Consider the following 12,045-nt stretch of genomic DNA (forward strand, 5'->3'; position numbering starts at 1 on the left):
TAATAAATCGGTGGTATAAAATTGGGGCTATGGCTTGTTTATAGTCCCAAAACTCACCAATCAACATCCCAATTCTTAAAATCATCAGTGCTTGTTTTAATTATCCTAAAAACCCAATTTTTTAGCATGAAGAATTTATGTTGTTTGTTATGAGAGTAATCAGAATAAACATCTTTAACTAGGCTGGAGAAACTAGCACCAAAAGTGTAATAAAAGCCTTTATCTCTCTCTTCCTCGTGACTAAATTTTTTATAGTCTATAAATTCTATTTCAGTTTTTGATGAACTTGATTCAGCTAAGCTTATACTTGTAATTCTGTCATTTTTTAGTCTGACATAGTATTTGTTAGGAAATTTTTCGTAACAAGTTAAATTACTAGCTAACTTTGGTATTGAAGAATCTAGAACAGTTTTAATAGATTCGTCAACCATAGTTAGAAACTTTTCGACATATAATTTGGCTGATTCTTTGCTGTATGAAGCTTCTATTTTATTTTTGATAAATTTCTCATCAAAATCTCTTTTACTCATTTCTTCATTTAAGCGATCTTTTTTATAGTCTGGTTTAGGTAAATAATGTTTATCTAAGACTTTTATATCTAGATCTAATATTAATTCTGAAAGACTAAATATTTTTGACAAATAGGGGTCGCTAGCTGAATAATTTTTTACCTCTTCAACATTGATAGGGTATAGGCTTTCGTAATTGGGTAATAGACTTGAAGATTTACTTTTTTCAATAACCATGAAATAATATAGATGAATAAACTCCTCAATTAATAACCACTTAGAATTTCTAAAATTTAGAAATTGATTATTAATGATCTCTTTGAAATTATCTTCAATAAATCGACGCGCAGCTTGTTTAGGTTCATTATTTAAAATAATACTATCTATATAGGTGATACTATTAATTCTGAACTTGCCTATCAGTTTCTCGAAATTCGTATCCTCGTTTGTATCAGTCATTAGAGGTGTATGAACAATAGTTGGTAGGTCTAAATCCCCTGCTGGATATAGTGCATAACTAGTAAGTGAATTACTTTCTTTAGGTGGCAGAAGGATACCGATTCTGTTGTTAGTGTGAGGTTTGAATTTATTTTTTATAGGCTTAAAATATTCCTCTAAGTAAATATCATACTGATTGACAAAACTTAAATACTTGAAGTTTACTAACTCAAAAAGCCAATCTAGATGTTGTTGTTTATTACAGTTTTGCGAATAAAAATAAACTGCAGATTGTCCAAAACGGTTATTCAAAAGTGTATCAATACTTTCTCTAAACTCAACTTCATCAAGTTTGTCTAATCTGTAAGAATGATATGCTATGATGTAATCTCTCATCTTAGAGAAATAAAAGTTAATTCGATCATCGAGTTTGAAGCTATTCCTTATCAAGATATTGTGGGTAAATAATTCAGAAGGTAAATCTTGGCTAGGTGGTAGATTTAAATGGTATCGAATTACTTTAGTACTTATACCTAGTGGATAATCTACGTCTTCTTTAAAAAAACATTTACCAATTTCAGAAAGGTAGTTTATTAAAGTCCCCTTGCTACTGTTAGGTAGTGACTCTAATTTTTTTAGAATAAAGCTTTCTAACAACGACGAATTTATTATTGATTTTGGTACCCTCTTTTCTTTAAATACTTCAGAAAACGCCCTAAGGTAAAATCCATTACTCAAATGCGAGAGTATATCTTTGGAGATTTCGCCTTTCAATGAATACTCAGCTTTATATTTCTTTATTGCTTCATTCAGTTCGTGTTTATTGAAATTTTTTAAATGGTATCCAGGCTTATCATCTAAGTTATTATTGGATTCAGAATAGATTTCGTTAAACAAATAAGACTTATCGTTATTTATATAAAGAAAGTCTTTCCATAATTCGGATTTACAGGAGACGCAAAATTTTAAATAATTTAGGTCTTTACATTTTAGAGCAAGTTCACTGAAAATAGTATTAATGCTTTCATGCATGTATTCATCTAGTGCATCAATAAATATTATTACCTTTTTATCAATCCTCTCTCCTAATTCGTTTAAGTATTTAAATACTTTTTCAGTGTTCATTTGCTCACTAAAAACCAAATTTAAGTCATTGCATATTAGCTGTGATGGAGATTCAGCAACAACGGAGCCATTGAAGAATAGAGTAAAATTTTTACTCAATTGAAGGTTTACTAAATCACAAATAAGGTTGCTTTTACCAACCCCTGAATCACCAATAATAGCAAAAAACCTATCATTACTACTTAAAAATGATTCAAACTCATGTACCGCTTCAACTCTCCTTACATACAAACTTTCAATATATTTTGTTTGGTCCTCTATCGAATCTCCTGCAATGTTTTTAATTCTAGATTCGACCTGCTTTACACAAAAAGACTTTAAATTATCTGGTGAAAATGATATGAAGCTTTCTAATCCTTTAAATCTAATCCAAATATCTTCACCACTGATTTTCATGCCATTTTTCCAATAGCTTGACTCCTCGTGGATTTTTGTGCCAGTGAGTTCTTTCCTTGTGATTGAATCAATTATTTTGACAGTACTTCCATTAGTAATCACAACAAAAGGGGCGATATTGTTATTTAGTAACCTTGCGTAAGAGACACCTTGCTCCTCATCATATTTAGATATTTTTTTATTTGGCTTTTTAACTTCAACGACAAATAAATTAGTCTCTCCTACTCTACAAAGAATATCTAATCTACCACCTTTAGATTCATACTTTACCTGTTTATTATCCCTTCCAAGTTTAATAGTAAAGTTTTTCTCTAATATAAGGTCACTATCTTGATGTCCGATAGATTTAAGAAAAGGCATTAGTAATTTAGACCTCAAGTCTTCTTCACTTTTTAGGGTTTTTATACCTAATTCGTGTATATCCTTATCTAATTTGGGCATCACAATTGAATCTTATTACAAAGGGGGTAAATATGGGCAAAATCTAGAATGCAAAAAAAGCTAATATAGGGTAAATTGTTTGCACTTATGTAAACAACTCTTATTATCAAGAAAATAATAAACAATAACTTAAGTTGCGCAATAGTGACCCCGCCGGGAATCGAACCCAGATCTAGGACTTAGGAGGTCCCTATTCTATCCAATTGAACTACAGGGTCATTTGCTGTACGCTCATCCCAAAAAGATACGTAGCTTAACGTAACTAATCAGCATCATATAAGTAGAAGTGTAATGATTTTACTTTATTTGTCGAATAAAATTCAATGGAGATGCAAAAATCGGTTGTTACGTTAATTCTGTTATTGTTGATAGCAGGTTATGGAGAGATCGCTGCCCAATCGACTCTCAGCGGTAGAATTGCAGATGCGGAAACCGGGGAGCCTCTGCCGGCAGCACATGTTATTATCAAGGATACCTACAAGGGGACGATATCAAATGAGGACGGAGAATTTAGTTTGATGGTCCGTGAACTCCCGGTAACGCTGGTAGTTCGATTCATAGGTTTTGAAAGTCAGGAAAAAACAGTCAAAGAAAACTCCGGGCCGGTTGATTTCCTGTTAAAGCCTTCAGTGGCCGAAATGGGGGAAATCGTGGTAACCGGTGAAGATCCTGCCATTGCCATCATGAGAGAAGTCATTCGCCGTAAGCAGATTTGGCGAGAGAATCTCAATACCTATAAAGCGGAGGCATATACCCGCCAGCAGCTTAAGAATGATACTTCCATCATATCCATCTCGGAAAGCATTTCCATCGCGTATTGGGATAAGAAAAGAGGGTCAAGAGAGGTTTTAAAGTCAAAACGACAAACGGCCAACATGGATGAAGCTGCGAATTTTGCAGGAGTAAGCTATTTGCCTAATTTTTATGATGATAACTTAGATGTAGCCGGTTTTGATGTAGTGGGAATTACTCATCCCAATGCCCTCTCATACTACGATTTTTCTCTGGAGGACATTCAGGCTTTGGATGGACAGGTAGTTTATGAACTGTCAGTGAGTTCAAAAAGAAAGCTGCAGCCACTTTTTGAGGGGACCATTTTTGTATTGGGAGAAGAATATGCCCTGCTGGAAGTTGACTTAAAACCCAATTCAGTGGTTGTTTTCCCCCCTCCGATCCAGGATTTTAACCTTTCCTATACGCAGCAATTCAGCAATTTTGGCGGGGATTTCTGGTTGCCGGTGGATGTGCGGATCGAAGGCCTTGTTGAAGTGGGGGTAGTAGGCCTGCGCTTCCCACCCATTGGATTCAAACAGGTAGCAAAGCTGAATGAATATGAAGTAAATATACCGCTTCCCGACACGCTGTTTAAATCCAGGGAAATGTTATCGGTTGATTCAACCACTATTCATTCAGGCGACTCGTTATTTATAAGTGAAGTGGATGTAATTCCATTGGATAACGAAGAGCAAAAAGCATATGAGACCTTAGACAGTACCGCTACCCTGGAGAAAGCATTTCGGCCAAAAGGTTTTTTTACGCGTTTCATAGATTGGGAGGAAGAGGATAATTCCGGCGGCTCGGGAAGCGGAAGTTCCGGCAGCGGGAACAGAAATGGAAGCAGCAGTGGAAACTCAGCAAGTTCCGGCTCCTCTTTGTTTAATAAGCTTACCCGGGATTTGAGCATTTTGGGGCGCTTTAACCGTGTGGATGCCTTTTATGGGGGATTAAAACATGAGCGAAGATATATCGATAACCGGGTAACTTCTGAAGTTTTCACCGGGTACAGCACCGGATATGATGACGGGACTTTTTCTTACGGAGGGAAGTTGGTTTGGAGGCCTTTAAAAAATACCCGAAGGTTTTCCGTCTTTTCCGGGTATAGTGCCGAGACAGAAACCCGGTATAATTCCGATATGTTTAACCCGGTAATGACAAGCGTCACTTCCTTAATGGGGTATATTGATTACTTTGATTATTACCGTAATGAAGGAATTGAGGTTGGAGCGGCACAATTTATGCGAGGTTACGGTACGTTAAGTCTGCGCTATAGCTATGAAGATCATTCTTCCATCAATTTTAAAACCAATTATGATTTATTTGGGCGCACGCTCAATCAACGGCCGAACAGTTATGTTAATGAAGGCCGGTTAAGTGCCATTGAGGTTTCTCTGCAGAACGGGAACGACAAAAAAGCACTTGGTGCGATTGGAGCCGATGATTATTTATTCAGCATAGAGCACTCTGCCAAATTTATGGGCAGCAGCTGGGATTATACTCGTTTCAAAATCGATTTATACCGAAGGGTTGAGACCTTTTATCAGCGAAGATTTTTCCCAAATACGTTCGACATGAGATTAAATGCAGGAACGTATTTAGGAGATCTGCCGATTCAAAAAAATGAGGTATTGGATGTGGCTCAGGGTATTTTTACTCCATTTGGAGCCTTTAGGGCCAAGCGCTTTCTTCCCTATGAAGGAGCAAGTTATGTAGCCTTGAATGCTGAACATAATTTTAAAAGTGTACCCCTTGAAATGTTGGGATGGAGAAATGCCACTCAAACAGGATTGAGTATCATCGCTTTTGGAGGAATTGGCAAAACCTGGGTGCAGCAAGAGCAAGCAAATGAGTTCAATAATAGATATGGTTTTGGCCCCAATACCACTGAAGACTGGCATATTGAAGCCGGGCTTTCCCTGAGTAATATCTTTAATCTTTTTCGCGCAGATGTAGCATATCGTATTGATGATCCCGGGATTTATTTGGGGATCAGCATCGCACGATTCTTTTAACTCGCCCCGAATCCGGATTCACCTGTTGTAATAAAAAAAAGCCCGCTGCAATGAAGCAGCGGGCTTTAAATTGATTTATCTTGGTTCATAATTAATTGTAAATATCCATTTCTTTTTGTTTAAAAACGAAATTTATAAGAAAAGAGAAATACTGTAGATTTAGCTTTTAACAGCATACTCCCGTTATTGTAATAAAATGTACATCTTCATCACTTTTATTTTCTGAATCAGTAACAATAACCCGAATGTATTCACCATTTGGCGGCCCTGCTGTGTGATTGTATGTTGGTGAATTTGTTCCTGTTGGAGTCCAATTTAAATCTGTTTCGTGTCGATAATACCATTGATAGTTGTAAGGAGGTTCACCGTCGGTGACATTGGCCGTGAAATCATCGGAAGTTCCTTCAAACATGTTTGTTGGACCTGAGATAGAAACTGAGGGAGGTGTTGAAGATGAAATACTTAATGCTTGTGCAACATCCATTCTTCCTGCCCCACTTTGAGTTTGATCGGCCATTGGAACAGCTGTATTCTGTAGTTGTGTTCTAATTTGATCATTCGACCATGTTGGGTTTTGATCTCTGAGCAACATAACCGCACCTGCAACCATAGGAGTAGCAAATGAAGTGCCGTCATACTCACCTATATCTCCACCTTTACAAACAGTTAAAATATCTACTGCTGGAGCGGCTATTTCCACATTACCGGGAGCATAGTTGTTTAATGTGTAATTGTCATTTTTGTCAGAACCGCCTACTCCTGTTACTTCGTCATAATTTGCCGGAAAGGCATATAAATCTGATCTGCCTTGGTTTCCTGTTGATGCAGTAAATACTACATCATGTTGGTTATAAGCATTAGAAATAGCGTCATAAAGGCCAGTAAATTCAATAGGTGGTGTACTGGAAGTAATCTTGGTAGAATAACTGATGGTCATTACATCGGAAAGGGTTGCATTATCATCTATAGCTGTAGCTGCATGCACTTCCCATTCTTCATTTTGTGGATCTCCTGTAGTAGGATCATATATTTTCATTACCCTGGCCATGGCATCGGGAGCAACCCCTACGGTACCATAATTATTGTCATTAGCTTGAGCAGCCCCAAGTACAAGGGTTCCGTGGTTTCCATCAGAACTCGTACTGGGTACATAATAAGTATAAGCTTCCCAGTCAAGTTCCGTACCATGCCAGCCGTTATTTTCGTCGGCGCCATCGTCAAGTAATACTAATTTACCGGGAGCATTAGATCCGGTGGCTTCGGTCCAAGCTACATCAGCCCCTACCTGAGTAATATTCCATGGCGTAGTTTGGGGAGATGAAATGGGACTGCATTGCATGGATACGGCATCGGGAGTCACCAGCCCGCTGCCTGCCACTACATAATCAATCCAGAGCAGATTCCGGAGTTCCAGGGCCATTTCCACATTCTTTAATTTCACGGCGATGGCCGGTATGTGTTTAAAGTGGTAAATAACACTGTCGGTAAATTCAGGTACAACTTGATTCGCAAAATGTTCGGCCCTGGACTTACTAACCAGAGCTTCCCCTTTCTTAGAGACTCCTCTTATTGCTCCCTCTTCTTTAAAACCTATCATAACGGTGAGTCCGCCTTTTTCAATACTTCGTTTGAATTCATCATTGTCCATCGAACGGAGCTGCTGCCTCATGTATAAACCGGGGTCTTCTCTCCAGTCATTGTTTTTCATTTTTTGAGCAGTTATATGTCTATTTATTTGGTCCGCACCGGAAACAGGTGTATTGTTCTGTTTACAGCTTACCGCAAACACTGCGGCTAAACCAATTATTATACTAATTGTTAATCGTATAGACTTCATGGTTCTCTCTTTTTGTTATGGTTTATTAAATCATTCCTGCTCTATTTCAGGAATGGTGAAGATGGTACTCTTGACGGTACCATCCGGCAGGGTATAGGTGGCTTTTACCCAGCCGCCTTCCTGTACCGGAATATGATTTTCTTTCTCCCCTTCTAAACTAATTCGGATTCTTTTAAAAAAAGACCAAGGTGGACATGGGGGGGGAGGGATTATATCCGATAACCAGCATCTCGGAAATTGATTTGCATGCCCAACAGTTTCTCCCCACTCTTCCTTTTCATCTTCAATGGGAGTGATAAAAGGGAGCTGATTAATATTTTGAATAGCTTGTTGTATGGCCGGTCGTCCAATTTCATAGAGGTCAAACATATATTGCCCACCCTCTATGGATTTAAAAATATATTTAACAGATAGTTGTGCATTGGTGACAGTTTCTATTTTGTGAATTTGTTCTTCCGTTAATACCTTTCCATTATTAATATTTATTGTATTGCAAGACCACCATTCTACATTGAAAGGAAATTCTTCAGGTGAGTTTTCTATAGGAACAATGCAAGCAAAGGGAACAAGTGTAATCTCTTTAGAAAACCCCTGATCTGTTTCTACCAACAAAGTAGTAGGCAGCCAATTCAGATGAGGTGTTGAATCTCTTGCAACTACTTGAAGCTCTAAAGCAGGTTCATTCACAACGATGTATGGAGAATCGGGGTTGTAAACAAATTGAATTTCCGGCTTCTCCTCTATACAAAACTGTGTAGGGGTGCCTTCTGAAGGAAGACGGTTTTCGGGGGTATCAATACAGCCTTTCTCGCTATTAAAGACACCGCAACTAGTTATTAAAGCCGCTATTGTGAATAGAAACAATCTTGATATTCTCATCTCCTTAACCGTAAATTTTAATGAATCCTTTGTTAAATAAGTTAAAAAACAAGAAAAGAGGCAAGAATTTCTAATTTATGTAAACAAGAAAGAGCGTAAAAACAAATTTTATAGAGTCTGTTTTGGGCTTACAGCAAAGGTTTATTGGGTTCCTTTAGAATCCGGTTTTATAATGTATTTCCGTAATTTACCGGGAATCACGGTACATAAAAAAAGCTCGCTGCCAATGGGCAGCGAGCCTTAATAATTTTACTAAATAATCAGCTTAGTTTAGTTACCTGGCTGATATTTAAGAGTACTGATTGGGTGTGATTCAGCACGACGGTTTCTTTCACAACCCGGAGTGTCTTCATCCATTTCAGCTTCTGTACACTCAACTGGTGCTTTTCCTAAACCGCGAGATTCAATGCGGTCTTCAGAAATACCATTTTCAGTGTAATAGTCCACAACAGCATTGGCACGACGCAAGCTCAATCGTAAGTTGTATTGATCTCCACCAACATGATCAGTGTAAGCATCAATACGAACACGGAATGCACCGGCTTCTTTGAGAGTCTCTACGTTCTCAGCAAGAATTGCGGCTGCATCGCTGCGGATGTTAGAACGATCAAAGTCAAAGTTGATAGTTCCCAGAGCGTCACCGTCCAGATATAGCGGGTCGCTGCCATCATTAGGATTGGTACCCATATCAATTTCCTGCATATCTGTAAAGCCATCGGCATCAGAATCTGCGTTGTTAGGGTTAGTGTCATGAGTCATTACTTCGTCATAGTCACTAAGTCCGTCACCGTCAGAATCTGTGTTGTTAGGATCGGTGTTATATTCATTAACTTCATCCCCGTCAGAAAGGCCATCGCCATCTGAGTCCGTGTTATTAGGATCCGTGTTGTAGGAATTAACTTCATCCCCATCAGAAAGGCCGTCGCCATCAGTATCAGCACTTAACGGGTCAGTTTCGTACTCATTGACTTCATCCCCGTCAGTTAGTCCGTCGCCATCAGTATCAGCGCTTAATGGGTCGGTTTCATGTACGTACATCTCTTCGTAGTCATTTAAACCATCTTCGTCTGTATCTAATGATCGAAGGGTTTCTTCATCAAGTGATTCTAAGTACTCAATGGTTCGTTCGGATGGTGCAAGTAATTCCTCGGGCCCTGCGCAATTGGTCATGAAGACCAGGGACACAGAAACCAAAGAAAGAAATAGGATAGATTTTAAATTTGTCATCTTCTTGGATTACGGTTTGAATTAACTTTGGTATGTTTTGTGCTAAAATAGCGGTTTAACAAAGAATTTAAAAAGAGTTTTTTATGAACTTAAGGGATATTCATAAACATTACTATAAAGTTCAATAGCTTTAATTTACAATAAATAAATTGATAGTGTTATTTGAGGATAAAATATTTATTTTGACCCTCCAAAATTTTTTGGGGCTATAGCTCAGCTGGCTAGAGCGTCGCGCTGGCAGCGCGAAGGTCCGGGGTTCGAATCCCCGTAGCTCCACAAAGCCTTTCTCCATATTCCGGGGAAAGGCTTTTTTTATATAATTAATCAGTTTATCAATCATTTTTTTTAAATATTAATATTAGAGTCTATTGTCAATATTTGTTTGTATCGAACTATTACTTTAAAATAAGGTCAACGTATTAAAAAACGGGAGTGTATGATGAGTGAGAGATGGTTTAAAGTTTACATTACATTTTTTTTACTGGGATTGGTTACTCTTGTTCCCAAAGAGTTTGCAATAGCTCAAGAGATAAATTTGCAGCTTGAACCCAGTGCAAGTTTAGAAAATACACAGGTTTTGAGCTTAAATAGCCTGGGCCTTGAAAATAAAAATAGTGGGAGAGTATTTATTTCTGCTTTTTTAGAGAATAGGACAGCAGAGATAATCGATAATCTGTTCCTGGAAGTGAAGATAAGTGCTGCAAAAATCGGAACTATTTTAGAATTTAATTCAAATGCAGATCAGCCCTTTACTTTGGCTCCCCATCAATCTGTTTATTTTACAAATAATGTTTTAGATAATGGCAGGATTCCGGGTATCAGGGAAAGTCTTAGCTTTTCGGGTGGACTTACCCCGGAAGGAAATGAATTAATGAGCAATTTATCGGGGTCTATGTCACTTCCCAGTGATGTGTATTCAGTAGAAGTTATCGTTTTTAGGGTAACAGATGCCACAGGACGACGAGATTTGGCACAAAGTATAATTGAAATTGGTGGAAGATCAATTGGTGCTTCATTTGATGAGAGTGAAATTTACCTTAAAACACCGGGAGATATTGTAGGTTCTGCAACAGAGATCACAAATCCATACCCACAATTTAGCTGGGAAGGTCCAAATAATGTGGCTTACCGGTTATTAGTGGTAGAAGATAACGGACAGGATAGTCCCGAATCTTTACTTCAAAGCGCAAAAAGCTCTCCGGAAACCAAGCGGGACGGTGGCTCATTGTTGGAGTTCGAAAATCTGGATGTATTGGTAAATAGAACAAGTTATCAGTTTCCGTCATCTGGAGCACAAGCTTTGGAACAGGGAAAAACATACTATTGGAGAGTAATAACAAGCCTTCGGTCAAATAATGATTCGGAAGAAATCTCTTCTGAAATTTGGAGTTTCACCCTCAGCGGTGCATCAGGAGCTTTAGATGGCGTGCCCAATGCTCAAAGATATGCAAGGGTCATTGTAGAATTAATAGGACGGGATGCTTACCGTGAGTTGAAATCTAATGGGTTTGAATTAACAGCCATTGAATATGATGGTCAAGAATTAACTGGTCTTGTTGCTGCTGAAAAGCTGGAAGAGATACTGCAGAAGATCAGAGATGAAGAGATTATTTTAGGAGGAAACTAGAGGAGGTTATGATGAAAATATCAAAAAAAGTATTGTATTCGTTTTTCACGTTTTTAATTGTAATGGGGGTTGTTTCAGCAGAAGTTGCAGCCTTTCAGGCAGATCGTCACATTGGTGTTGTTCGCAGATTTAAACCGGATGTAACGGTTACCAATCTTGATCTTGAAAAATATATAAAACTGAATTTATCAGAAAATATAGGAGAAAAGTTGTTCGCCGGAGACAGCTTATTTACCGATCCGGAAGGGTTTGCTTTGGTTTTCTTTATGGATAGAAGTGTGGCAAAAGTAAAACCCAACTCCCTGTTGATTGTAAATGGTGAAGTGGAAACCACCAGAAAAAGCAGCAATACCCGCATAAATCTGGAGCGAGGTGAAATTTTTCTAAATGTGGAACCACAAGGAAATAATGATTTTGAGGTAGCCACTTCCCGGTCCCTGGCATCGGTAAAAGGAACGGATTTTGGCTCTAAATCAAATGGGTATACTTGGGTGCAGGAAGGGCAGGTAGACGTCACAGCTCTAAATTCAGGACAAACAGTTTCGTTATTTGAGAAAATGTTTGCTCAGGTTGATGAGCCTGGAAATAATATTGAATCAGGTACTTTAACAGATCAGGAATTGAGTAATCTCAATGAGGGCTTTGATGAGGTGGATAACAACTTGATTCGAAAAGAAGTGATCTTGAAATTCAGAGATCAAAATGGCCAATTACGTGAAATAATAATTGAGATTTTCGAGGAAGAAGGTCAGAATTAAATAAACAAATGTGTTATTA

7 protein-coding genes and 2 tRNA genes are annotated in these 12,045 nt (G+C 38.1%); 4 read left to right on the forward strand and 5 right to left on the reverse strand.

Going from position 1 to position 12,045, the window contains the following annotated elements; all coding sequences use genetic code 11:
* Nucleotides 1–53: 53 nt before the first annotated feature.
* Both HUJ22_RS13200 and HUJ22_RS13205 read right to left on the reverse strand, forming a co-directional pair.
* Nucleotides 54–2,909, reverse strand: a complete 2,856-nt coding sequence (locus HUJ22_RS13200; protein WP_290878170.1) for a type I restriction enzyme HsdR N-terminal domain-containing protein — start codon at nt 2,907–2,909, stop codon at nt 54–56.
* 145 nt (nt 2,910–3,054) lie between these two features.
* Nucleotides 3,055–3,127, reverse strand: a tRNA-Arg gene (locus HUJ22_RS13205).
* Between the two features lie 111 nt (nt 3,128–3,238).
* On the opposite strand from HUJ22_RS13205, the gene HUJ22_RS13210 reads away from it, so the two are divergent.
* Entirely contained in the window at nt 3,239–5,698 is a 2,460-nt protein-coding gene (locus HUJ22_RS13210) for a DUF5686 and carboxypeptidase-like regulatory domain-containing protein (protein ID WP_290878171.1), read from the forward strand.
* Nucleotides 5,699–5,864: 166 nt separating this feature from the next.
* Here HUJ22_RS13210 and HUJ22_RS13215 read toward each other — a convergent pair whose 3' ends face one another.
* From HUJ22_RS13215 to HUJ22_RS13225, 3 genes are all read right to left on the reverse strand, one after another.
* A complete protein-coding gene (locus tag HUJ22_RS13215) occupies nt 5,865–7,535 on the reverse strand; it encodes a S8 family serine peptidase (protein ID WP_290878172.1) in 1,671 nt (556 codons plus the stop codon).
* A gap of 30 nt (nt 7,536–7,565) precedes the next feature.
* Complete coding sequence (locus tag HUJ22_RS13220; RefSeq protein ID WP_290878173.1) at nt 7,566–8,414, reverse strand: hypothetical protein; 849 nt, start codon at nt 8,412–8,414, stop codon at nt 7,566–7,568.
* Nucleotides 8,415–8,684: 270 nt separating this feature from the next.
* The gene (locus tag HUJ22_RS13225) at nt 8,685–9,641 is read right to left on the reverse strand and encodes an OmpA family protein (protein ID WP_290878174.1); all 957 of its coding nucleotides are present in this window, start codon (nt 9,639–9,641) and stop codon (nt 8,685–8,687) included.
* Nucleotides 9,642–9,843: 202 nt separating this feature from the next.
* Between HUJ22_RS13225 and HUJ22_RS13230 the strand changes: the two genes are divergently transcribed.
* The 3 genes from HUJ22_RS13230 to HUJ22_RS13240 all read left to right on the forward strand — a co-directional run bounded on the left by HUJ22_RS13230 (nt 9,844) and on the right by HUJ22_RS13240 (nt 12,026).
* A tRNA-Ala gene (locus HUJ22_RS13230) sits at nt 9,844–9,917 on the forward strand.
* A gap of 160 nt (nt 9,918–10,077) precedes the next feature.
* Nucleotides 10,078–11,268, forward strand: a complete 1,191-nt coding sequence (locus tag HUJ22_RS13235; RefSeq protein WP_290878175.1) for a hypothetical protein — start codon at nt 10,078–10,080, stop codon at nt 11,266–11,268.
* Between the two features lie 8 nt (nt 11,269–11,276).
* Nucleotides 11,277–12,026 carry a FecR family protein gene (locus HUJ22_RS13240; protein ID WP_290878176.1) on the forward strand — a complete coding sequence of 250 codons (750 nt, stop codon included), beginning with the start codon at nt 11,277–11,279 and terminating at the stop codon, nt 12,024–12,026.
* Nucleotides 12,027–12,045: the final 19 nt, after the last annotated feature.

This window comes from Gracilimonas sp. (genome assembly GCF_014762685.1).
Taxonomy (GTDB): Bacteria; Bacteroidota; Rhodothermia; order Balneolales; family Balneolaceae; genus Gracilimonas.

What these genes read in the sequence shown, in the direction of transcription:
- HUJ22_RS13200 (WP_290878170.1), bottom strand. Translation starts at nt 2,909, where the DNA reads ATGCCCAAATTAGATAAGGATATACACGAATTAGGTATAAAAACCCTA.
- HUJ22_RS13210 (WP_290878171.1), top strand. Translation starts at nt 3,239, where the DNA reads ATGCAAAAATCGGTTGTTACGTTAATTCTGTTATTGTTGATAGCAGGT.
- HUJ22_RS13215 (WP_290878172.1), bottom strand. Translation starts at nt 7,535, where the DNA reads ATGAAGTCTATACGATTAACAATTAGTATAATAATTGGTTTAGCCGCA.
- HUJ22_RS13220 (WP_290878173.1), bottom strand. Translation starts at nt 8,414, where the DNA reads ATGAGAATATCAAGATTGTTTCTATTCACAATAGCGGCTTTAATAACT.
- HUJ22_RS13225 (WP_290878174.1), bottom strand. Translation starts at nt 9,641, where the DNA reads ATGACAAATTTAAAATCTATCCTATTTCTTTCTTTGGTTTCTGTGTCC.
- HUJ22_RS13235 (WP_290878175.1), top strand. Translation starts at nt 10,078, where the DNA reads ATGATGAGTGAGAGATGGTTTAAAGTTTACATTACATTTTTTTTACTG.
- HUJ22_RS13240 (WP_290878176.1), top strand. Translation starts at nt 11,277, where the DNA reads ATGATGAAAATATCAAAAAAAGTATTGTATTCGTTTTTCACGTTTTTA.